The organism is Photorhabdus namnaonensis, assembly GCF_001684335.1.
GTDB classification, from domain to species: Bacteria; Pseudomonadota; Gammaproteobacteria; order Enterobacterales; family Enterobacteriaceae; genus Photorhabdus; species Photorhabdus namnaonensis.
The window spans coordinates 24,264-48,815 of record NZ_LOIC01000099.1; the positions used below are offsets into that span (position 1 = coordinate 24,264).

The following is a 24,552-nucleotide window of genomic DNA, read 5'->3' on the forward strand; positions in this document are numbered from 1 at the left end:
GAAAAGATAAAAACTTCACGTAAAGTATTAATTTCAATTATATTAATAACTTTTTCAATATTAATGTGGATATCAATATCATATTTATCTAGCATTATTAGATATAATTTTTCATTAAAAGTGTTTTTATTGATAATTATTAGCATATCAATATACCTAATCATGAAAATATTTAATCAGAGAGTATTCACTATGCATGAATAGGGGATATTAACTCAATACAAGTACGCTTTATACTTTGAATTGTTAGATAATAAGCCGCCACAATGAAAGCGGCTTTTAAATAAAGTTAGCGTCAATATTCTTTTATTTCCTTTGAAATTTGATAAATATTTTCTATACCGATAGAACACTCATCATCTGAAGCTAAAGTCGTTGTTATGAAACTGAGTTTATCCCTAGATTTGCTGGTAAATGTTACATGATACATTTGCCTATAAATCGGCTGAGATAAATAAATATCATCAAACTCATGTTTATCATTCAGTACTTTTTCCCTTTCGGTCTTGCTATTTCACGTTGTAGAATAATAGCTACTTCACTTTTATTTAATTTCTCAGAAAGAATTAATGATGTTCGCGTTTTATCGAAATCGATATTATTTCTATCAATACCAAAGTCATTCAAACTATTCGCAGTAAGCTGCGTTGCCCATCCATTTATATCTGAACAATCAGGTCCTGCGGCAATAGCAGATATTGAAAATGATAATATAGCTACCGATAGTAATATTATTCGACCGTTAAATCGTGATCGCCACTGACCCATATTTGTTTCCTGATAAATAAACGCTAATTTGTTATTTCAATGGTTGATATTGCCCCTATACATCAATCAAACGGGACGAAATGGACTTTATCCACATAAGTCACAGAATAGAAAGTTTTGTCATTTTAATACAACACAAGCTATTTACTTTGTGTTTTTTTTATGATTGGATGAAATTTGGTAAGCATTGATGGAGCATCATATGAAGACTGTTGCGATATGCTGGATCATACTCAATATCAGCTAGTTAACAGGGCTTTCTCGCTATCGCGAAGACAACAGGGAACTTATTTCTTTACTAGTTATCTGGCTATTCTGGCTCTATGCGATAGTTGGCGGCACAATCCACATCTGCAAGGAAAAGCATTAATAATGCATTTACATCAGCAACGCTGGCAGACCCCTTATAGTGAACTGCCCCTTTCATCATAAGGGGAGTTACAGAGACTAAAATGGGGGCTAATTTCAAAGAACAATCTGCCTATTTTGAATACCAGGAGCAATGCATAATGAGTGTAGTATCCAATACAAATATTCCTGACGATATTTTGCATATTAATGAGTCTGAAACAGCAACCTACCTTCCTAGCCTACCACAGCCTTTTGCTGTGCTGTTTGAAAGAGGGCAACTCTCTGTTGAATTATTTTCTCCCGTCGAAATCGATACTCAAACACCACATGATAGGGACGAAATTTATATCGTCAGTTCTGGTCATGGTGTTTTCCGTCGGGGAGAAACTTATGTCAATTTCTCTGCTGGAGATTTTCTGTTTGTTCCCGCTTATGTTGATCATCGCTTTGAGTCGTTCAGTAAAGATTTTAGAACATGGGTGATTTTCTTTGGTCCTATTGGGGGTAACAGCATCCACAACAGAGGGGAAGACATGGCTTCACAATGAGACTTCATTATCGTGGGGAAGGGCTGGCGGGTAGTGCATTGGCATTTTGGTGCAGTAAATTACCACTGAAAATCTTGCTACTAGAAGCTACAGCACCTGGTATCAGAGGAGCAACGGTGCAACGTCACTGCTTTTCCGACAAGCGCATTGTGTTGTGGGAACCGCTTGGCGGGTATGTGAATCCTCGTCTATATTCCTTGGGCTGCCCGTGAATTCAGCCAGCAGTTAGCTAAGCGCCTATGAGTTCAGCCCCTTTGTATTAAGAACAATTCAGACAAGCTATAAATTAGCGCCTATCTGTGCCTACAAATCTAGCCCTCAAAACCCCAACTTTGAAAAAAGTCTTTATTCAACATCTTAATACTTAAGTACCGGTATATGAGGAATTGTTAATAATTATCTTATAGTGGCATTATAAGATGGTAGGTTATTGAATATCATTGAGGCTATACATGCCAAAGAGTACAGAAAAACAGGAAACAGCCCAACATCAGTCGAAACGGTTATCCAGAACACCTTTGGAGAAGGGAATTCATCACGGTAAAAAAGCGCTTTCCCTAACTGTCAGAGTAGGAAACTATATCCGCAATATTCCTATTATCGCTCACTTTATCCGTGCAACGCTGCGTTTTAATGATCGGATGGGCAATCAGTTTGGCGCCGCAATAACATATTTTTCCTTCTTATCACTTATTCCCATTCTGATGCTCTCTTTTGCCATTGCCGGTTTTATTCTGGCCTCTAATCCCGATTTATTGGCAAAACTGATTAATGGTATCGCCAACAGTATTAGTGATCCGACTCTTGCCAATACGCTGAAAAATAGTGTCGATACAGCCATTAAACAACGTACTACCGTGGGATTAACCGGTTTGGCAATTGCGCTGTATTCCGGTGTGAATTGGGTCAGTAATTTACGTCAGGCCATTCTTGCCCAGTTCCATCCTGTCTGGGTGAGAAATCAGGAAGATAATGAGAAAATCTATTTTAAATATCTTCGTGATTCTATTTCTCTGATTGGGCTATTATTAGCTCTGGTCATCACGCTATCACTGACCTCTATCGCAGGCTCCGCCCAAGCAACTATTGTCAAGATGTTAGGGTTAGATGGCATTGAATGGCTGCGTCCATCCTGGTTCTTGATTGGATTAGCCATCTCTATTTCAGCTAATTATCTGCTTTTCCTATGGCTATTCTGGGTGTTGCCTCGCCACCAGCCAGAACGCAAGGCACTATTAAAAGGGACATTGATGGCAGCAATAGGCTTTGAAGCGCTCAAATATATTATGACCATGACATTACCACGCCTCGCCAATTCTCCCTCTGGCGCCGCATTTGGTTCTGTTATCGGTCTGATGACTTTTTTCTATCTCTTTGCCCGCTTAACGCTATTCTGCGCCGCCTGGATAGCTACCGCGGATAATAATCATAAAAATACCGAATAAATGTGCCCTGGCAGAGCGATCTGCCAATAATAACCGATGAAAAGGAGCTGTTTATGCCGTTTGTTAATATCAGAATTACTCGTGAAGGTGCTACAGCAGAACAAAAGAAGCAATTAATTGAAGGAGCCACTCAGTTACTGGTCGATGTATTAGGAAAAAATCCGGCGACAACTTTTGTCATTATTGATGAAGTCGATACGGATAATTGGGGAATCGGCGGTAAGAATGTGACTGAACTGAGAGCTGAGGCTAAAAAGTAGTCTCCAATGATGAAGGGCGGTATTGCCCGCCCTTTTGGTTGTCTTAAGACGCTTTTGCCTCAGGCTTCGATATCGGTGGTTGTGCCGGCATATCAGCTTTATCCTGATGTGGTGTCAGCAACATAATCTGATTAAAGCTGTTTCTTAACTGATCGACATCCATCTCCACTTCTCCTTTCGGTTGAATCAGAATAAATGCAACCTCTTGTGAAAGGATCTGCTTCAACTCGCGATTAAGCATTTCAGGGGTCAAGGAAGCTAAAAATGCTTGCCTCAAACGCTGATACTGCTCAGGAGCGATATCCACCACATTGCTTTGTTGGGACAAAAGACGCTGATTAATCAGAATATCCGTACTGGTATGACCATACATGGCAAACAACTGGCTGAGTTGTGCTTGTTTTTGCGCATATAGCTCATCAAATTGTCCCTTCGGCAACCCTTTATCCCGTAGTGTGACCAATTCAGCCGCCAGATACTCCATTGCCGGTTTTAGATTACCAGCTGTCGTGTTGAGATTCAGGGCGCAGCTCGCACGATGGTACTGGACTTTGCAATCCAACCCCAGTTTCAACGCTTTATCGTTTTTTCTTTCCAGCCCAAGTTGCAGATAGCGATAAAGTGCCTCGCGGGTAACATCACTGATCCAGTAGTTATTAAGCACATGTGAATCATTAATCGGCTGCCAATTGAGATCCCAAATCAAGGATAAAGTATCTTCCTTCTTTTTATCGCTGATAATCCCAATGGTCTCCGGTTTCATCGGTGACAATGCGGCGATGGTGGCCGGAGTATGGCGTTTACCTTTCAATGATGAAAACGCTTGGCTGATATTTTCCGGCAGAGTACGGCTATCCACATGGCCCGCAACGTATAACGTCATCATGTCAGGGGTATACCACTGCCGGTAAAACTGCTTAAGCTTTTCCAAATCAATAGGTTGAAGCGCGTTCTGTGCCGGATCATGCCCTAACAGGGTTGAACCTTTCAAACGTCTACGCCACACGGGATCTTGTATATCCGGTGGATAGGTTGCGACGGATGTATTAGCCATTTTCATGGCATGTTGTAGAGTCTCAGATGTAAATACCGCTTTTCCTGCCGCATCAGCCAACCAGTTCAATGCGTCTTTTAGTAGTTCAGGCTGATTATGTGGCAAGCTTAAGCTATAAAGTGTGAAATCATATGAAACAATAGCTGGAGGCAGTGGGTATTTTGGATCAATAGCACTGTTCCATAGCTGCTCTAATTTGGTAGAAGATAAACTTTTGCTACTAAAGAGAACGACTTTCGGAATCAACCAGGTATAACCCGCCTGTTGGGTTTTCTCCGCCAGTGACCCTGTTTTCACAACAAGGCGCAACTGTATTCTGTCGTTAGGACGTTGCGGCGTCTGCAAAATTTGCCAGTTAAAACCGTTTTCCAGTTTACCTTGTTTCCAGGCAGGGTCAGGCTGCAAGGCTTCTGCCTGCGTCTGGCCCGAAACTGCCAGCATTATCCCACCAATCAAATAACGAATTTTCGTACCCTGCATGTGAACCCCTATAGATGTCTATCCTTGGTTTTAGCCTTCGAAGATTTAACCATTGATGACAGAATATGTTCCCTTCGACCAATAATAACGGTAGAAAAAGCAAAAACCTGAATTTTAACAGGCGAAATCCTATCAGGATTATAACAGAGGATTAGACCTCAAACCGCCGCGGATAGTTTCATGATGACGGAGGTTTATGCTTATCAAATTGACGATTATATCCCCTGATCAGCATACCCAATTCATCGTCCTGATGGTATTTAGAGCAAGCCATTGGCTCTGATGGTTGATCGTTATTAAGATCCCGCGCAATGGCACGTAATGGGTGCACAATAATCCGGTTGATACACCAGCTTATCGACACCGTAAGGATAAGGGCCAATAATAAATAAGTTGTCAGCATCAGTGCCAACGTATTAATAGCAAAACGATATACTCGATTGGAATCCACTTGCAAAATCAGATGCCCTAGTGGTTTAGCACCTGTCGATACTGAACCATAAACATGAAGAGGAATACTCACTTCCACAGGGATACCAAAAACTCGTTTAGCCAGTTCGGGGATTGGGCGATGGGTGGCAAAACTCAATCGTATCACCCGGATATCTTCCGGTAACACCACATCCGCCCGTCCTAAGATACCTACAGTGCGCAGCCCTATCAGCAACTCTTTTGCTTTACTAAGATCAGAATTAAGTAGCGCTTCCGTTAAAGGCGCCTGTACCTGAACCGCCGCATTATTAAGCTGGCTGATATAATCATCTTTACGTTGCTGTATAAAATGACACAATTGAATCGTAATAAAAATAGCAATGGTCACCAGCGTGACGCCGGTCACTGCGGCCATCTGTTTAATAGTTAACGAACGTTTGACGCGCAATTTCATTTTCACTTAAACCAATGCCTATGGGTATCGCAGTTATAACACGTGATCATTGGAATTGAGTATACTTGATTTTATCGCTAACGATCCTGTTTCACTTATCCAAGTCGTTATTTTCCTGAAATAATTGCCTTTGGCGGTTATCTGTAACTATTAGAAAAACATATAAATATTCAATTTTCCTATTTTAAACCGCCTAATTTGACCACAATGTGTAACACTGATGAGTCAAACCACCAATCAGAAACTTAAATTAGTCACTCTTTTAGCATTACGCGAAGAAAAGTATCAAACCAAATTACTTTTTTCCTGGCAATCCACCTTTACTCACTCTGTCCAAGATTCATTCCTAATCGCCAGGTCGTCGTGATTTAACTCACTGTATACACGACATCATTAAGCAAAACGTAATGAAAGTTTAAATTTATACTATATTCTATTATATGCACCTAATTTCGGAGAAGCATATATTAACCACAGTAATTTACTGTATGTTCTGACTCCTCAACGTGACACTATTAACCTTGTGTGAAAGGATGGTGTGTATGAGTGATCTTGAAGATTTATACCCCTATCGTTTTTCAGCGCTCTCCTATTCTAAAGCTGAACGGTTTGATGCTTGGCGAGAAGAGCATCAACATCATAATATTTCGCTAAAAATGCGTGAAATTATTATCTTAGATGCTAATTTCCGCGGGATGCATATAGGAGAGCTGATGCTTGGACGTTGGCGTTTCCTTAGCAAGCGCGAGAATACAATCAATAACTTTGCTCATCGCTCATTAGACAAGATTCGCAAGGATAATCTTGACCATTATTATTTTCGCCTTAGCCTTTCTGATACGTGGATTTATAATGACACTAGCCACCAAACTCAGGTAAGACCTTCGCAATTGGCTGTTATCGATTTGGGTCAACCCTATAATTTGAGTATCGCCGAAGGTGAGGTCATCATGTTGATGGTTCCTCGAGATCTTCTCCCGACAACAACGGCTAATTTCCACGGAGCAGTCTTAAATCACAGCCTGGGGCAGCTTTTTGCTGAACATATTAGAGCACTATTTCTGCATGCTCCCCACTTGCCTAAGAACGATATGCCACAGGTTATGCAAGCTACTTTGGGCTTCCTGAATGCGACGCTTTCTGCGACCCCAGATAATATTATTCAGGCACAAACTGCTATTGACACGACTTTGTTCAACAGGATCAGACACTATATTGATCAAAATCTTAATTCAAATACACTAAACGTTAACCAGATTTGTGAACAAATCGGTATTTCCAGGAGTCATTTATATCGGCTCTTCGAAACGGTAGGCGGTGTAGCAAGTTACATTTGTTCACGACGTTTATCTAAAGTTCATTCAATTCTGAGTTCCCAAATCACCCCACGTCAACGTATTGCTGACTTGGCTTATCAGTATGGGTTCAGTAGCCCGGTTCAATTTGCGCGTGCCTATAAGAGGAAATTTAGCTATTCTCCAAGCGAAACGAAAAGAATCGTTCTCCCTACCGATGAAGATTCATCTGTCTTGCAGTCTAGTAGCGATTTTTGGCTACGGTCTCGTTGATTAATGTTCGTTTGTACTCTGCCCTACTGTGGGTGAATGAGCGCTTAACATTATGCTACAAAGAGCATCTCCTGCAATCATCCCGCCCGCGAAAGACTCCAGTCCGTGGGAAGGGTGGTTGCGATACTTGCGTTTTACCCATAAACGACAAATCAACCCAAGGAGAACCATCCAGCCAACAGTAGGTTTAGCTATTAATAGTCCTGTTGCAAGCATGATACCTAATTGGCCTCGAGTGCCGCCAATAACTTGTAGAAGCGCACCCAGTATTACCCAGCTGGTGAAATTCATTAAGTTGCTTTGATCTATACTTGTTTTAATAGCCGCGGCATAAGCCAAATTGACTGGGGCAAACAGGTTATGAGCGAACAAATCCCGCCAGGTCAGTAGAACAGCGATAATCGCTACGCCAAAACCTAACATGCCCGCGATCATTTGTTCTCGCCGCCCTCTTTGCTCAAATATGGGATCACGATTATCACCTCTCAATATGTATCCTGCTTTAAGGTCGTAGCCCATATCAGCAAATGCAGGCCCAGTTGCCGATGTAAACGCGGTTAATACGACCAAGGCTTTTACTGGAAAACCGATCCAGATACCAATTACCAATGATAGTAGCGCTACACCAAACGCAGGCATCCACCCGGTGTTCATGGCTGCGATTCCCACGATGAGTTCGTGAAGTAGCGCTGAGATCGTGCCAAATACAACAAATCCAATCAACATAGGTAAACTGAGTTGTTCAAACAGACCCGTCCCTAGAGCAAGTATCATCGCCAAAAATAGATAGCCCAAACTACCGAGACCGAGTAAAGCCCGAAAAGATGAGGCACCAGGCTGATCAATCTGATGTTGATGACAGCCTGCGGGAATAGTGATGTGTGCCTTCTTCCGCTTGTACATGGAAAGACCAATTTGCAAAGCTGCCACCATACCAGCACCAACCAAAATCCCTTCAGGCATTCTCAGGGTACTGATATCCAATGCAAACACAATATAGAGACAGGGAGCCAATAGCAGTCCAGCCGCGAATGACAGCATAGCCGCAAAGCCCCCGATAAAAGCAATACCGGCAGCCGACATTGGCAAACCTAAAAGACTGCCGATAAACCCACTTATCACCCCACAAATTAATGTGATCGTTCGATAACCTCCTCGATCAGTGGTTTTGATCACCTCAGCGGTAGCCATCCCAAGAGGCCAAGCACCTGATGCTGGAAATACCGGGGAGTCAAACATACGATATAGCAGGAAAGCATCCCACAACATAGCCAAACTTACCCCTACCAGTATCGGCATAATGAGTTCAGGCATCTCCATGACGTACGCGATACCAAGCGGGGCGAGAAGGCTGATAGCTGCCCCAAAAGTGGCAGAGGACATACTGGTTTGCACTAAATTTTGTGCATGAACAGAACGGAAAAGTGTGAATTGATAGATTGGGAGCCGTGCTATAGCCATAGCAACCAGAGCACCAATTATAGATGTGCTTGGTGTGACACCCAGAGTGACAAGTGTTTGGATACCAATGATTGATCCGAGAGAACTTACCAGAATCAATACAACTAACATTAATGGAGAAAACGCCCGTGGGTGAGGTGATGAGATATTCGTCATACGCTGGTGGCTTGATTCTTTCCCCACGGTGCTCTCCCCTAATTTTCAAAGTTGGTAATAGTCACTGTCTCTCTGTTGTTTCATCATCTATTTTCAATTTAAACCGATTTTTAAATCTATTGCAGATAGCCGCCGAACAACGTGGCATCTTCCTGTAATGCCTATTGTTTCGACTGTTGTCGTTTCAATGTCATCCAAAGGATACATAAAACTGAAAGGGAGATGGCTAACAACAACCCCATTGCCGCACGGTATCCCTCAATAAAGAACGTATGAAAAACATTCAGCGCATCTGCAAGGTCAAGACCAGCATGTTGATGCAAAGCTGAAAGCGCGCCTTCTGGTTCAGCGATAACTTTCTCCACCCATTGACCAGGAGTCACGCCAAACGCGCCTAATTTGAGTAATAAGCTGCTGGTAGCAACTTGCTGATAAAGTAGCAGACCAAAAGCAAGCCCTACGGCCCCACCAATATTATGCACCGTCCACGATGATCCCATAGCAACCGCCCCCATACGTTCCGGTACAGATGACAGCGCAGCCACTGTGGATGGCCCCAGTACACAAGCCCAACCAATACCCATAAACGTAAACGCAATCGCAATACTGAATAGACTGCTGTATTCGGAAAAGAGTGTTTGAAGGAATGCTGAAATAGCAAAAAATAAAAAGCCGCTGACAAGTATTATTTTGACTCCCATTCGGTCAGTAAGCCGACCAACAATCGGTGAAAGAAGAGCAACCATCGCCGTAGTAGGAAGCAACATCATACCTATCTGATATCCCTCAAGATCTTTTATCGTATGTAGGTACAGAGGCATCAGGAAAAAAGCCAGACAGTAAAAAAAGGCCAGTGCCGCATTGGCTATAGCCGCACCAATGAAAGTCCGGTTTTTAAACAGATGGAGTTGAAGGATCGGCGCAGAGACCCGTTGTTCAATATGATAAAATATGACCAACGCGACGACCGATATGATTAAAAGACCTAGCGTAGAGAATGACAGCCATCCCCACTCACTACCTAAGCTGAGTACAACAATGCAGGCCGACAGACCGGTGATCAGAAAAATCAATCCCCCCCAGTCTAACGTCGTCCCTTGTTCCTTATTCCTAGATTCTTTGACGCTAACCGTACAGATTAATAGGCTTAAGACAATCAATGGAACGTTTATTAGGAAAATCCAACGCCAACCTAGAGTGCTAACGATGATTCCTCCTATTACCGGGCCAATTGCCAGTCCGAGTCCATTAACCCCAAAGAGCAAACCGATACCTTTTCCACGCTCCTCCTCAGGGAAGGCATTGGAAACTATGGCACCAGAGGCTGTGTATAAGACTGCGCAGGATACTCCCTGAGCAAAGCGAAAAGCGATAAGCCAGTTTATATTTGTAACAAGCCCAGCACCAAGTGATGCAAGTCCGAAGCATATGGCGCCAAGGTAGAGTACGCGTCGACGACCATAGATATCAGCCATACGCCCCATCACAACCATGAAAGCTGATAGTGCCAAGAGAAAAATATTGATAATCCACTGGAGTTCAGCCACTGTAGCATGAAGATCAGCTCTTATTGCGGGCAAAGCCGTGTTGACGATAGTAAAGTCAATACAACCAAGAAAGCTCGCAATACTCACACCAGTCAAAACCCACCACTTTCTGTGATTCTCTGAGAAAAAAATCATCAAATAGCCTCCTCTGTGTTCAGTAGTTCATCTAAAAAATTCCCGGAATCTCACTGAAACAAGCTTGAGTATCGGCTTAGCATGTGCCGGGAATTTCCTGGAAGGACAGACTATAACCTTATCTTCCTTAGTTATTTCATATCTATCAGATTACTGATGTTTCATGTCTTTTTGATTTATTCCACCATACAATGAATCGCATCTTCCTGAAGGAATGCATTATTAAGAAAATTTGGTATAGACCGCTTCTTAAAGCGTAGAGATAACCAGCGTTCTTTTCCAGGATATTTTTCAACAACGAAACGCTCGCGTGTAGCATCCATTGCCGCAGTCATTGGTTGTGGATAGATGACGAAATCGTAACCTTTAGCTGCCCAAATCGGCATGATTATGGGACATTCTTCCATAAGATAATTTAAACAACGTATGAACGCCTGAACGGTATCAATACTTGGGTCCCGCTTTACCATTCGATCAATAAATATGCCTATGGTTTCGTTAATTGCCTCTTTATAAGCAGGATCATTGACATATAATCCTTCTATATCTTCTCGAAATGCCAAATATGATATATCGTTTAAGGCTTCATCCCAGCGGAGAATATTATTGGGAATTGAAAGTGCAGCGAGAACTTCGGAATTTCGAGCGATCCAAGAAGTACCCAATTCATATGTAAAACAATAGGCTGCTTCATAACTCATTCCCAGATAATTATGCCGCTGTAAGGTATCAGCTACCGCGATTGTGCATGAAGAAAATCCACTCTTATTAATCAGATCAATGGTTGCTGCGAGTTTATCGCCTTCATGATATTTTTGGCCGACACTGATAAGTAAGATGACCTTACTACCCGACAAGGCCGTTTTTTCTTTATCAAAATTGAATGCGGCTTTTGAAAAGAATGTGTAACTAGCCATATTCTTGCCCCCAAATTGAAGCTTTATTATCCCCTAAGCACCAATACTGTAATTTGACTTTATTCTCGTCATAAGATGATCTGCATACTCAATACGAGGATATCTTGCCGGATTATCCGCATCCTTAAATATATCTAATGGAGCTATTTGAGCATGCATGCTTGGCTCAAAAAAGAAAGGGATAGCGTATCGTTTCTTTCCAGAGCGATTTATTACCCGATGGGGAGTAGAAATAAAGTTATCGTTAGTCATCCATTTGATCATATCTCCGCTATTTAAGATAAAAGAACCCGGTTCAGGTGGAACATCAATCCATTCTCCCTCTTGATTTTTGACTTGCAGTCCCCCAATGGTATCTTGTGCTAATAAGGTCAAAAATCCATAATCCGTATGCGGGGCAATGCCATACTGGTCTTCAGGAATGATGTCTGGCTGTTCCGGGTAATATTGAAGCCTCAAGAAAATAGTCGGCTCCCTGAAATAATTATCTAATGCATCGGGGCTCAGGCCGAACGCCATTGCAAAAACTTGTACCATCCGTTTAGCCAAAGCCTGCATAGATTTATAGTATGTTGTGATCGTCTCCTTGAACTCCGGCATATCTTCCGGCCATTGATTTGGGCCCGCTAAGTTTTGTTCTAGTTTAAAGTCTTCACTTTCCTCCGATACTTCATTAGCAATAATAAATGCCTCACTTTGATTAGGCTTATTCGCTTTTTCCAAAGTAGATAATTCAAATCGAGATGTGCTCCTCGGCATATAACCCCGAAAGAACTTATTTTGACGAATTTTTAATTTCTTATTCAGTGGTAGATTGTGGAAATCTTTTGCTGCCTGAAACGTGGCTTGCACTAAATCTTCTGATATGCCGTGATTAATAAGGTAAGCAAACCCCACATTCGTATATATTTGGCGAACTTGATCAGCAACTGACAATAATCCCGTATCTGTATGGGTAAATATTGGCGCAAGGTCAATATGAGGTATTTTCTCAAAACTTTTCATACATGACTCTCCCTGACGACTCAATGTCAAATAATGATGAATTCTCTCCTTTAGAATATAAATCATAAGAATATTTACAGGGTAAGCATTCCGTCCCAGAAAACGGATATTTCATCCCATAAGGGATTTTTATACGTGTAATGAATGAGTTGCTGAATGGCATTTGTAGCAACAAACCCATCATTGTCAAAAAGTCGATTTTTCTAATCTCTTTTAACTAACTCTTTTTAGGTAAATTGCCGTAGCTTATGTTTGAAAGGGGAAATCAGAAAGAAAAATAGCGTTTATACAAACGCTATTACGGGAAATTAAGGATGGTTCAACCTCACCATCCTTAAAATTTATTAACTTAACCAATTATTCCACTGCGACATTTTCATCCTGATCAACCGCAAAACAGGCGATCAGTTGATTACCATATTGATTCAGTTTTGGCTGACGCTGAGTACAAATGCTAAGCGCCCGGCGGCAACGCGCTGCAAACGCACAACCGGGTGGTGGATTCATTGGGCTTGGTAATTCACCGGTCAATTTTATCCTTTCACGGCGTAATTCAGGATTCAACCTTGGCGTTGCTGATAATAACGCCTGTGTATAGGGGTGACGTGGATGACTGAAAATCATCTCTTTACTGCCTTTTTCCACACAACGACCGAGGTACATCACCATCACTTCATCAGCGATATGTTCAACCACCGATAAATCATGGGAAATAAAGACATAGGAGAGCCCCAGCTCTTGCTGCAAATCCATCATCAGGTTTAACACCTGCGCCCGCACCGAGACATCCAACGCGGAAACTGGTTCATCCGCAATCACCACATCCGGGTCCAACATTAAGCCGCGGGCAATCGCGATCCGTTGGCGTTGACCACCAGAGAACATGTGCGGATAACGGCTGTAGTGTTCCGTTTTTAGCCCCACTTTTTCCATCATCTGCAACACTTTCTCTTTACGTTCCTGTGCGCTCAACTTGGTATTGATCCGCAGAGGTTCCTCCAAGATCTGACCAACTTTCTTACGCGGATTAAGTGAACCATAAGGATTTTGAAACACAATCTGGATTTTCTGACGACGTAGCTTTTCAGCGTCTTTATCTGGCACCAACAGATCTTGTCCCTGATAATAAAGCTCACCCTCGGTTGGCTTTTCAATCATCGTCAGCAATCGCCCCAGCGTGGATTTACCACACCCCGATTCACCCACAACCGCCAGCGTTTTTCCCTTTTCCAGTTCGAAAGAGACGCCATCCAACGCTTTTACCGTTCTAGCAGGCGAAAAGAGCCCCCCTTTAATCGGATAATATTTTTTCAGTTCTGTCGCTTTTAATAACGGCGCCGTTGATGTCTCCCGCGCCGGATAAATAGGTTCACTCATATTGTCGGTCTCCCCGCATCATCCAACGGCATATGGCATTTCACCTGACGTTCCCCCACCGTTCTTAATTCCGGTTCCACCTGACGACAATGGTCATTTGCATATGGACAACGCGGATTCAATAAGCAACCAACGGGCCGGTCATATTTCCCCGGTACCACGCCCGGTAGAGAAGCAAGACGGGATTTATCCGTAGCAAATTCAGGTAATGCCCGGAGCAATGCCTGAGTATAGGGATGACGTGGCGCCTGGAAGATTTCCGATGCCTTGGCGGATTCCACCACCTGCCCGGCATACATCACGATAATGTGATGAGCGGCTTCCGCCACTAATGCTAAGTCATGAGTGATTAATATCAGCGCCATATTTTCCCGTTGTTGCAACTCCAACAACAGTTCAATAACCTGCGCCTGAATGGTGACATCCAAAGCCGTTGTTGGCTCATCAGCAATCAGTAATTTGGGCCGACAAGCAATCGCCATTGCGATCATCACCCGTTGACTCATACCACCGGATAATTGATGCGGATATACATCCAGACGCGATGCAGGATCAGGGATACCCACCAAGGTCAACAGATCAATCGCTCGCTGGCGACGAGTACGACGATTGCCGCCTTGATGCACTTTCAGCGCTTCCATAATCTGAAACCCAACGGTATAGCAGGGATTCAAGCTGGTCATCGGATCTTGGAAGATCATTGCCACTTCCGCACCAACCAGTTGGCGACGTTCTTGTTCGGAAATTTTGGTCAAATCACGCTGGTTAAATTCCAGCTTGTCAGCCATTACCTTGCCCGGATAATCAATCAATCCCATCACCGCCAATGAACTGACCGATTTACCAGAACCGGACTCTCCGACAATCCCGACAACCTGCCCTTGCTCAACTCGGTAACTGATGCGGTCAACGGCGCGGAATGGCGCTTCTTCGTCACCGAAGTGAACCGATAATTTTTCTACATTTAACAGTGCCATTTCACTACCTCACTACTGCTTGAGTTTAGGATCAAGTGCATCACGCAAACCGTCACCCATCAGGTTAAACGCCAACACTGTCAACAAAATTGCTATCCCGGGGAACGTCACTACCCACCAGGCACTTTGTGCAAATTGCAATACATCAGACAGCATAGTTCCCCATTCCGGCGTGGGTGGCTGCGCCCCCATCCCCAGAAAACCCAAAGCAGCCATATCAAGAATGGCATTAGAAAAACCCAGAGAAGCCTGCACAATCAGCGGCGCCAGACAGTTAGGCAGAATATTGATAAACATCTGACGCATAGAACCCGCCCCCGCCACCTGTGAAGCCATCACATAGTCACGGTTGACTTCTACCAACACCGCAGCACGAGTTAAGCGGATGTAATGTGGCAGAGAGACAAAGGTCAACGCCAACGAAGCATTGACAATCGATGGCCCAAAGATAGCCACTAGCACCAAAGCCAGCAACAGGCTTGGCAACGCCAGCATAATATCAACGATACGCATGATGATAATATCCACCACACCACCGAAATAACCCGCCAACACACCCAGAACCACCCCCATCAACAGGGATAGCACCACCACCAGACAACCTACCAGCAGTGAAAGCCGAGCGCCGTACATCAGACGTGAAAGTAAATCGCGTCCAACATCATCAGTACCCAGAATAAATTGCCAACTTCCTCCGTCCTGCCATACCGGTGGTGTCAGCAAAGCATCACGGAACTGTTCAGACGCACTGTGTGGGGCAAGCACCCCCGCCAACAGAGCGACTAATAACATCAGCACAATATAAACCAGACCAACAACGGCCCCTTTATTGCGCTTAAAGTAATACCAAAACTCCTGCATCGGCGTCATAATTTTAGGCACACGGTTTGCAGGCTCAGTCACTTGAGACATAATGTGCTCCCTATTTTTTATGCCGGATACGCGGGTTAACGACGCCGTATAGCAAGTCAACTATCAGGTTAACCAAGATGATCATGATAGCCACCAATAATACGCCTCCCTGAACCACCGGATAATCCCGGCGTTGAAGGGCATCGATCAGCCAGCGTCCCAGCCCCGGCCAAGAGAAGATGGTTTCAGTCAGGATCGCCCCCGCCAGCATAATGCCCACCTGCAAGCCGATAACGGTTACAACCGGCAGCAATGCGTTGCGAAGCGCATGGACCACAATCACACGAATACGACTCAAGCCTTTAGCGCGTGCAGTACGGATATAATCTTCACCGAGGACTTCCAACATAGAAGAGCGAGTCATACGGACAATCACCGCCAGTGGAATCGTCCCCAAGACAACGGCAGGCAAAATGATATGCATCACCGCATCTTTAAAATCACCGGCTTCACCCCAGAAAAGGGTGTCGACTAGCATAAAACCCGTCAGCGGATAACTGTCATCAAGGAAAACACTGTCGCTTATTCGCCCGGATACCGGCGTCAGATCCAACTGGACAGAAACTAACATGATCAACATGATCCCCCACCAGAAGATCGGCATGGAGTATCCAGTTAGAGAAAGTCCTATCGCAGTATGATCAAAAACAGAACCACGCTTTACCGCCGCGAGGACGCCAACGGGAATACCAACAGAGATAGCGAACAGCATGGCGCATATCCCCAGTTCCAGCGTTGCCTGGAAACGGGGAACAAACTCTTCCCACACCGAGATACGACTTTTCATGGAGATACCCAGATCGCCATGTAACACATTACTTACATAATGAAAATATTGCTGCCAAAGTGGTTTATCCAACCCCATTTCAGCCATTAGCTGAGCATAGCGCTCAGCAGATATTCCACGTTCCCCGGCCATAATGGTCACCGGATCGCCGGGGATCATATGGACAAAAGCAAAAGTCAGTAAAGTAATGCCAATAAACGTTGGGATTACCAACCCCAGACGTCGGAGTATGAACTGCAACATATCCCAAACTCTCTTTTTTAAATGCCGGTTACAGCTCTCAGGCCGTTTGGCTTGATAAGGGGGAGGACTTTCCCCCTTTGGCTCACAATCTTTTGGTTCACAACGTAATAAACATCTTGCCTCTACTTATCTTGTTAGTTTTCTTCTGACTATGACTGCCTGGAGAAAACCGCCATCTTCGGTTAGAAAGCAGGAGGATGGCGTATCACAACAAAGTAAAAACAGGATTATTCGAGAGATACTGTATCGAAACGGTGTTTATTACCCAATGGCTCAACAACATAGCCTTTAACTTCCTTACGGATGGGTTCATAAACAACGGAATGAGCGATAATCAGCGCTGGAACCTGTTCGTGCATCACAACCTGTGCCTGTTTATAAAGCTCGACACGTTTGGCGTGATCAGAAGCTACGCGCGCGGGCTGAATGATGTCCTCAAATGGTTTGTAGCACCATTTAGAGTAGTTAGAACCCCGCTCTTTGGCCGCACAACTAAATAGGGTTGCGAAGAAATTATCTGGATCACCATTGTCCCCGGTCCAACCCATCATCACAATTTGATGCTCGCCATCTTTAGCTCGTTTCAGATATTCGCCCCATTCATAGCTGACAATTTTGGCTTTCACACCAATTTTCGCCCAGTCCGCCTGAATCATTTCCGCCATACGACGAGCATTTGGGTTATACGGACGCTGTACCGGCATTGCCCACAGATCGATAGTAAAACCATCTCCTAAACCCGCTTCTTTGAGTAACTGTTTCGCTTTTTGCGGATCATATGGATAATCTTTAATGTTATCGTTGTAACCCCATATTGTCGGTGGAATCAGGTTTTTCGCTTTTTGACCTGCTCCTTGATAAACCGCCTCAACGATAGCGTCTTTATTGACCGCCATCGTCAACGCCTGACGGACTTTAAGATTATCCAATGGTTTTTTGGTGACATTGAACGAAACATAACCCACGTTCAAGCCCGGTTGTTCTAACAAGACAATATCTTTATCTTTCTTCATACGGGCAATATCCGCTGGATTTGGATATGGCATGATCTGACATTCATTTTTCTGTAGTTTTGCATAACGAACAGATGCATCAGGAGTAATAGAGAAGACCAACCGATCCACTTTCGCTTTATCGCCCCAGTAGGATTTGAACGCTTTATACAGGATACGAGAATCTTTCTGATATTGAACCAACTGGAATGGGCCAGTACCGATTGGATTCAGATCGACATTTTCCGGCGTACCGGCTTTCATCATTTTATCTGCATATTCCGCGGACATAATAGAGGCGAAATCCATCCCTATGTCAGCCAGGAACGGGGCTTCTGGACGGGTCAGTTCAAACCGGACAGTATAATCGTCAACTTTTACAATCTTATCGATCATCTCACTCATGCCCATGCCAATGAAATACTCATAGCTACCACCAGAGACTTTATGGTATGGGTGATTTTCATCTTTTTGACGCATGAAAGAGTAGATCACATCATCAGCATTAAAATCACGAGTGGGTTTGAACTCTTTATTCTCATGCCATTTAACGCCTTTGCGCAGATGGAAAGTATACGTCTTGCCATCATCGCTGATATCCCATCTCTCCGCCAGCCCAGGTATGATTTCGGTGGTACCGGCTTTGAACTCAACCAAACGGTTATACAGCGGTATAGAGCTGGCATCATAGCTTGTACCAGCAGTGAACAGTTGTGGACTAAAGCCTTCCGGTGAGCCTTCGGAACAGTAAACCAATGTTTTTGCCTGAACGCTGGCGGTTACTGCCAATGCAACTAAGCTGACCCCTAGCTTCAATAACTTCGCTCTTTTAGAGAAAGTAGTCATTTCTTGCACTCCATTTGTGATGTTGTTGTGTACAGCCAGAATCTGCACTTCCTGTCCGAAACTGCGCTGTTTAGGTTTTGTTTATTATTTTCAGCTTATCAATTAAACAACTGTTGTCTCTTGCGTCAATAAGATCTCAACAGATGTCACAAACAACAGGAAAACACAAAGGAAACTAATAATTAACATAGTTAGCACAAAAATATGACAAAGAACACATTTTATAGACAAAAAGACCATAAAAAGCACATAGCGATAGTACTAATCACTATTAACCTGGGCGCAAAAATTGTGGTTGTTTGATTAATTAGTAAACGATTATTTCACGAGAAAAGATGATAACTGGTATAAAATGCTGTGCGCCGAATAAAATCGGCACCTGAAAAGTTAATCCAATAAGTATAACATCAATAATATAAATAAATACAAAAACCTGTTACTAGTTTATCTATTTCTACTTTCCATCACCTTGGGTTTCATTAACGGTTTACCGGTAAATTTAGATAATATCTAAACGACTAAATCTAGTCTTATCCATTGATAGTTTATAGCCGCCAGAGCCAGAAATTTACTAGAAAATATAACGCCTCTCTGGTTAGCGACCATTATTATTATCTGACCTATAATTCTAAATAGGTTTCAAATACCCACCCAGTTCTTCCATTCTCCTAATTTTTTCGTAATCTTGCTGGATAACATTCTTATCATGATGAACTAAGTAAACTGTTCCAGGTTGGCTAAAAACATCTTTAGTTATTTCGATTTCATCACCTTCATCAACATAAAAAATTGCTTCGCAAAAAGAGGGCAATTTCTTTAATTCTGCCATAAAATCATTAGCAGTAAATATACCAGGACGATGATTAATCAAACATACATTATAGGAATGATTAATAAGAGTATAAGCTTCTCTTTGTATAGCTTTATGGAAATTTTCTGGCTCAACAACAGACATGGCAGCAGCACTAATTTGCCCTAAATCTGTTGTTAATTTTGCTATCGTCGGTCGTAATATTCCATCTATTCTCGCGGCAATTTCAACAAGTTTTGGACCATCAGGTGTTAACATCACTTCCGCATGACTGGGGCCATTAAATATACCTAAAGCAATGACAACTTTTCTCGTATATTCTACTAAAACATTATATTCTGAATAAGAGGAATCGATAATGTCATCAATATCATAAATTATACTACCCGTATCAAGCTTGCGTTTCTTATATTTTACTACTTCGGTAATTAATTGGTGACGATTAAGCGATACCATATTAACGACATATTCAGTTCCGTTAAGAAATTCTTGTATTAAAACCTGATGATTACAGATATTAAGTTTATTAGATTTTCCCAGTATTTTATGAAAAGCTTCCTTAGCTGAATGCACATCTTTACAAATATAAACACCATCAGAGCCCGCACTCTCTAACGGTTTAAGTACTACAGGAAAGTTATTAAAGGCTTTAATCCATTGTTCCGCCGTAGACCAATCTGAAAATTTTCCTTGTTCAGCCACAGGAATTTCACATTTTTTCAGTGTATCAATCATCTCATATTTATTACGTCTTGCCGATGTCTTAGCAAAATCATTTTTATAATTCAATTCAAAATGATTATTAAGCTCATCAGCAAGCGAAACACCACTTTCACTCCCGGCAATAATAAATTCAACTTCCTGTTTTTTAAGAAAGTTGACTGTATCCTCTATCGTATCGTGAACATGGTGCTCTTGGTAGATTGAATAATCAAATCCTTTATAATAATAACTATGTAAATCTGATTTCGAAGCGATATGCAAGAGATAACACCCCTTCTCATAAAGCGCTTTAGCCATAAATTTACCAGAAGAAAAACCATCTACAATAGCAACCTTTTTCATTTTATACCTCATTATACCCTATTTGTCTTTTTTATCTTACTCACACCAAGAATGGTTAATAAAGAAACTATAACCGAAACTGCAATCAGACTTTCAACAGAAAACGCTATACGTGAATCAAGATATTGAAAAAGAATCGTAAATACAGGTATTAATAAAAACAACAAAGAGACATGAAGAGGGCTAATGGCATTAATTGTTTTCTGTACGAGATAGATTGGAAGTAAGTGTCCGACCATAACCAGAATCAACATCGGAAGAATCATCTCAATATCCAAGCTAAGAGAAACATCGGATATTGAAATATAACAAAATGAAATTACTACCATTAAGATATTTCTAACAGACAATATCTCATATGTTTGCCATTTTTGCTTGAATAATTTCTTAGAAAAAATAGTGTATAATACTGTTCCTACCGCACTGAGTATCACACTAACAATACCAATCATCCTATCCTGAATTGAGGTCGATGATAATCCACTATTTCCTAAAAATGAATTTACCAGCATCAAACCTACTCCAATGAGAACTAACCAGGATATGACAACTTCCAATTTTTCTGTTTTTGCCTCGCTTTTATCGATAAAAGATGAGAGGAGGATAGTTATCGCGGGACCGCAAGCCACTGAAGCGACACCGACTATTGCAGGTTCAAGAAAACGCAGCGCAATAATTAATCCTCCCCAATTTAGTAAAATTGAGACATTAACAATTAACACCAATAAGATGTTCTTGCGGACCTTCACGATTAATTGATCAATCCCTTTGAAAATACTTATCATCATAAACAACAAAGTAGATGATACAAAGCAATAAAAGATAACAATAGCTGAATTTATCGATTGCGTTAAATACGCAACAAACACATCAAATGCTGCACTGATGAGGCAGAAAACAACCCCATATACTACGCCATTATACGAATACATATATCACCTATCGTTCTTTTATTCTAAAAAGTAAATTTCCGACATTGAAGCCCTCTTATTATTGCAAATTCATCTTTAATCGTTATTGTCTTCATATTTGTTATTAATCAATAACCTTAACACTTTTATGATCAAGATAAATTTTCATAATCGTTTTCACCTCTATGCCCGTTTTATCTTTCACCTTATTCTTACCATTATTCTGGATTTTCTCTACCGCACAGATAACATCTTTAATCTCACCCCCTCTCTTTTGTACGGCTTCTATAAGGGATATCACCGCCCCTCCGGTACTTAACGTATCATCAATAATAGAGACGCGATCACCTGGCTCTATTCCATTGAGGTACATTTTTCCTTCAAAATATTCAGAGCTGATCTGTACAACAGTATTATTCATCTCATCCAAACAATAGGGATACCATCTAGCCATTGCTAATGGTATTCCTGTAAAGAGAGAGATAGCTGTCGCCAGTGGAGCGCCTTTATCTTCTTCTGTAACAATTTTATCTACTTTAAGATCCATTAATTGGATTATTCTATGAGCAACCTCGATCAAAACCTGGGGCCTCAATGCAGGTAATTGATCTGTAAATTCATTAACTGTTGTAAGTGCTCTCCCCGAATTAACAACCCTTGCGTTTTCATAAACATCTTCTAATAACATTTTCAATCTGCCTTATATTCAGGATAAATACCATCCCAACGACTTTTATATTTCCATGCACTATCAAAGAATAACGTAATGAATACTTTATTATGTACTTTTTGCAGCATCCTCTCACATACTAGTAAATTAGCACCACAAGTAGGGCCTATACCAAGATCATCACTTAATATAAATGTTTTCATTCTTTTCCATGCTTCATCCCCCTCTACTGTATATACTTCATCAACTAATTCTTGGACAGTATTGACCGAAAGAACACCCGCACCAAGCCCCATCAAATTATGATTATGATGTTCAAAATGAAGGCCGTTTCTCAGTGCATATAATGGCGCAGAATTACTTACTTCAATGCCAACTGTTTTTATATTGCGATATTCTCTTTTTAATATTTCGGCAATTCCTGAGAAAGTTCCACCCGTACCTATCGAGCAAATAAAATAATCAGGAATAAGATTATTTTCTTTTAATTCTTTAACGATCTCCTCTCCACATATATTCCAAGCTTCCTTATTTAAAGTTGTACCTGATTGGTCAAGAAAAAAGACATCATCTCCGCTTTCAGCGCAATCTTTTGCTGCCGCAACAGCCCCATTCAGAAACAGTTCCTTTGGTGTCTCATAAATTTCTGCACCATAAGATCTTATTTGCTCTTTACGCTCATCTGTCATGCCTTCCGGCATAAATATCTTGACCTTATACCCTTTCTCTCTTCCTATCCATGCTAGTGCCGCCCCGCCATTGCCAGTCGAACAGTCAATCAATGTCATGCCTGGCCGTATCTTACCTTCTTTTTCTAACGTATTAACGATATGCAAAAATGTCCTATCTTTATGGCTGCCAGTAGGATTTCGATATTCACACTTCGAAAATACTCGATTACCGTTTATTCTAAATTTATCAAGTTCGAGTAAAATCGTGTTACCTATGTTATTTAATTTCACATTTACATTCCATTTGATATTCATAGAAGATAATATTCATACACCATTCTTATGTTTTTTCAATCAAGTCATTTAATGAATGAGATATATTTCTCAGATGGATAAATTAAGCCTTATTTATCATGAAATTAATAAAATCGAGGGATAAGAATAAATACATTAAATATCATTAATAGTAATTAATTGTTATTTTTTTATTATGGTATTATTAGTATATGCGTAATTTACACATGGACTTTCTTGATTAATTGAGTAAGTTTATATAATAAAAACAACATGTTTACTCTAGAAGTAAACATGTCCATATTCCTTTAAATAATTCCTTATTTTCATCAGCACAAAAAGCAGCCTCATAGAAAAAGGGGCATCTCTATAATTACACTATAAAATCATTAACCATAACCTTACCAAAAGAAAAACCATCTACAATAGCAATCTTTTTCACTCTATACCCTATTTGTCTTTTTTATCTTGCTCACCCCAAGAATAATTAATAAAGAAACTATAACCGAAGCTGAAATCAAACTTTCAACAGAAAACGCTATGCGTGAATCAAGATATTGGAAAAGAGTCGTAAATACAGGTAGTAGCAGAAATAACAAAGAGACATGAAGAGGGGTAATAGCATTAATTGTCTTTAATACCAGATAGATTGGCAGTAAATGTCCAACTATAACAAGAACCGACATCGGAAGAATCACCTCGATATCTAAACGAAGAGAAACATCGGATATTGCAACATAAAAAAATGAAAGTACCACCATTAAAATACTTCTAACAGACAATATCTCATATGTTTGCCATTTCTCCTTAAATAATTTCTTAGAAAAAATAGTGTATAATACTGTTCCTATGGCACCAAATATCACACTAACAATACCAATAATCCTGTCCTGAATTGAAGTTGATGAAAACCCACTATTTCCCAAAAATGAATTTACCAGCATCACACCTACCCCAATGAGAACTAACCAGGATATGATAATTTCCAATTTTTCTGTTTTTGCTTCGTCTTTATCGATAAAAGATGAGAGAAGGATAGTTATCGCAGGGCCGCAAGCTACTGAAGCGACACCTACTATTGCAGGTTCAAGAAAACGTAGCGCAATGATTAATCCTCCCCAATTTAGTAAAATTGAGACATTAACAATTAACACCAATAAAGTGTTCTTGCGGACCTTAGAAATTAACTGATCAACCCCTTTGAAAATACTTATCGTCATAAATAACAAAGTGGATGATATAAAGCAATAAAAGATAACAATAGCTGAATTTATCGATTGAGTTAAATACGCAACAAACACATCAAATGCTGCACTGATAAGGCAGAAAATAACCCCATATATTACGCCACTATGTGAAGACATATATCACCTATGATTCTCTTATTCCAAAAAGTAAATTTCCGACATTGAGTT

General features: G+C 41.4%; 23 protein-coding genes. 6 read left to right on the top strand and 17 right to left on the bottom strand.

Going from position 1 to position 24,552, the window contains the following annotated elements; translation table 11 throughout:
• Positions 1-483: 483 nt before the first annotated feature.
• Entirely contained in the window at positions 484-768 is a 285-nt protein-coding gene (locus Phpb_RS22420) for a hypothetical protein (RefSeq protein WP_065392296.1), read from the bottom strand.
• 177 nt (positions 769-945) lie between these two features.
• On the opposite strand from Phpb_RS22420, the gene Phpb_RS25785 reads away from it, so the two are divergent.
• The 5 genes from Phpb_RS25785 to Phpb_RS22440 all read left to right on the top strand — a co-directional run bounded on the left by Phpb_RS25785 (position 946) and on the right by Phpb_RS22440 (position 3,372).
• Positions 946-1,200 (top strand): hypothetical protein, encoded by a 255-nt coding sequence (locus Phpb_RS25785; protein ID WP_131817536.1) that lies wholly within the window; start codon positions 946-948, stop codon positions 1,198-1,200.
• 77 nt (positions 1,201-1,277) lie between these two features.
• Positions 1,278-1,667 (top strand): cupin domain-containing protein, encoded by a 390-nt coding sequence (locus tag Phpb_RS22425; protein WP_165603332.1) that lies wholly within the window; start codon positions 1,278-1,280, stop codon positions 1,665-1,667.
• On the top strand, positions 1,664-1,879 hold the full coding sequence (locus Phpb_RS22430) for a hypothetical protein (protein ID WP_065392297.1): 216 nt from the start codon (positions 1,664-1,666) through the stop codon (positions 1,877-1,879). Before Phpb_RS22425 ends, Phpb_RS22430 begins: the two co-directional genes overlap by 4 nt.
• A gap of 240 nt (positions 1,880-2,119) precedes the next feature.
• Positions 2,120-3,112 carry an inner membrane protein YhjD gene (gene yhjD, locus Phpb_RS22435; RefSeq protein ID WP_065392298.1) on the top strand — a complete coding sequence of 331 codons (993 nt, stop codon included), beginning with the start codon at positions 2,120-2,122 and terminating at the stop codon, positions 3,110-3,112.
• Positions 3,113-3,165: 53 nt separating this feature from the next.
• The gene (locus Phpb_RS22440; protein ID WP_046395265.1) at positions 3,166-3,372 is read left to right on the top strand and encodes a 2-hydroxymuconate tautomerase family protein; all 207 of its coding nucleotides are present in this window, start codon (positions 3,166-3,168) and stop codon (positions 3,370-3,372) included.
• A 43-nt stretch (positions 3,373-3,415) separates the two neighbouring features.
• Here the strand turns inward: Phpb_RS22440 and Phpb_RS22445 are convergent, their stop codons facing one another.
• Entirely contained in the window at positions 3,416-4,906 is a 1,491-nt protein-coding gene (locus Phpb_RS22445) for an insulinase family protein (RefSeq protein ID WP_065392299.1), read from the bottom strand.
• Between the two features lie 178 nt (positions 4,907-5,084).
• Complete coding sequence (locus Phpb_RS22450) at positions 5,085-5,792, bottom strand: HAMP domain-containing protein (RefSeq protein ID WP_065392300.1); 708 nt, start codon at positions 5,790-5,792, stop codon at positions 5,085-5,087.
• A 542-nt stretch (positions 5,793-6,334) separates the two neighbouring features.
• Here Phpb_RS22450 and Phpb_RS22455 point away from each other — a divergent pair.
• Positions 6,335-7,360 carry an AraC family transcriptional regulator gene (locus tag Phpb_RS22455; RefSeq protein ID WP_065392301.1) on the top strand — a complete coding sequence of 342 codons (1,026 nt, stop codon included), beginning with the start codon at positions 6,335-6,337 and terminating at the stop codon, positions 7,358-7,360.
• Here Phpb_RS22455 and Phpb_RS22460 read toward each other — a convergent pair whose 3' ends face one another.
• The 14 genes from Phpb_RS22460 to Phpb_RS22525 all read right to left on the bottom strand — a co-directional run bounded on the left by Phpb_RS22460 (position 7,361) and on the right by Phpb_RS22525 (position 24,501).
• A complete protein-coding gene (locus Phpb_RS22460; RefSeq protein WP_240492658.1) occupies positions 7,361-9,004 on the bottom strand; it encodes an OPT/YSL family transporter in 1,644 nt (547 codons plus the stop codon).
• Between the two features lie 134 nt (positions 9,005-9,138).
• Complete coding sequence (locus tag Phpb_RS22465; protein WP_065392302.1) at positions 9,139-10,659, bottom strand: MFS transporter; 1,521 nt, start codon at positions 10,657-10,659, stop codon at positions 9,139-9,141.
• 176 nt (positions 10,660-10,835) lie between these two features.
• Complete coding sequence (locus Phpb_RS22470; protein ID WP_065392303.1) at positions 10,836-11,576, bottom strand: tRNA-dependent cyclodipeptide synthase; 741 nt, start codon at positions 11,574-11,576, stop codon at positions 10,836-10,838.
• A 33-nt stretch (positions 11,577-11,609) separates the two neighbouring features.
• Positions 11,610-12,581, bottom strand: a complete 972-nt coding sequence (locus tag Phpb_RS22475; protein WP_036814341.1) for an isopenicillin N synthase family dioxygenase — start codon at positions 12,579-12,581, stop codon at positions 11,610-11,612.
• A gap of 357 nt (positions 12,582-12,938) precedes the next feature.
• Positions 12,939-13,958, bottom strand: a complete 1,020-nt coding sequence (gene dppF / locus Phpb_RS22480) for a dipeptide ABC transporter ATP-binding subunit DppF (RefSeq protein ID WP_065392304.1) — start codon at positions 13,956-13,958, stop codon at positions 12,939-12,941.
• Positions 13,955-14,935, bottom strand: a complete 981-nt coding sequence (dppD, locus tag Phpb_RS22485) for a dipeptide ABC transporter ATP-binding protein (RefSeq protein ID WP_046395272.1) — start codon at positions 14,933-14,935, stop codon at positions 13,955-13,957. The genes dppF and dppD overlap by 4 nt, the downstream gene beginning before the upstream one ends.
• A gap of 12 nt (positions 14,936-14,947) precedes the next feature.
• Positions 14,948-15,847: a dipeptide ABC transporter permease DppC gene (gene dppC / locus Phpb_RS22490; RefSeq protein ID WP_065392305.1), complete on the bottom strand. Its 900-nt coding sequence runs from the start codon at positions 15,845-15,847 to the stop codon at positions 14,948-14,950.
• Positions 15,848-15,857: 10 nt separating this feature from the next.
• A complete protein-coding gene (gene dppB, locus Phpb_RS22495; protein WP_065392306.1) occupies positions 15,858-16,877 on the bottom strand; it encodes a dipeptide ABC transporter permease DppB in 1,020 nt (339 codons plus the stop codon).
• 227 nt (positions 16,878-17,104) lie between these two features.
• Positions 17,105-18,715 (bottom strand): dipeptide ABC transporter periplasmic-binding protein DppA, encoded by a 1,611-nt coding sequence (dppA, locus tag Phpb_RS22500; protein ID WP_065392307.1) that lies wholly within the window; start codon positions 18,713-18,715, stop codon positions 17,105-17,107.
• A gap of 628 nt (positions 18,716-19,343) precedes the next feature.
• Positions 19,344-20,591 (bottom strand): ATP-grasp domain-containing protein, encoded by a 1,248-nt coding sequence (locus Phpb_RS22505; protein WP_065392308.1) that lies wholly within the window; start codon positions 20,589-20,591, stop codon positions 19,344-19,346.
• 11 nt (positions 20,592-20,602) lie between these two features.
• Positions 20,603-21,523 carry a DMT family transporter gene (locus tag Phpb_RS22510; RefSeq protein WP_065392309.1) on the bottom strand — a complete coding sequence of 307 codons (921 nt, stop codon included), beginning with the start codon at positions 21,521-21,523 and terminating at the stop codon, positions 20,603-20,605.
• Positions 21,524-21,626: 103 nt separating this feature from the next.
• Positions 21,627-22,190 (bottom strand): phosphoribosyltransferase family protein, encoded by a 564-nt coding sequence (locus Phpb_RS22515; protein WP_065392310.1) that lies wholly within the window; start codon positions 22,188-22,190, stop codon positions 21,627-21,629.
• 2 nt (positions 22,191-22,192) lie between these two features.
• Positions 22,193-23,134 (bottom strand): cysteine synthase family protein, encoded by a 942-nt coding sequence (locus Phpb_RS22520; RefSeq protein ID WP_082302663.1) that lies wholly within the window; start codon positions 23,132-23,134, stop codon positions 22,193-22,195.
• 446 nt (positions 23,135-23,580) lie between these two features.
• Entirely contained in the window at positions 23,581-24,501 is a 921-nt protein-coding gene (locus Phpb_RS22525) for a DMT family transporter (protein ID WP_065392312.1), read from the bottom strand.
• Positions 24,502-24,552 lie beyond the last annotated feature (51 nt).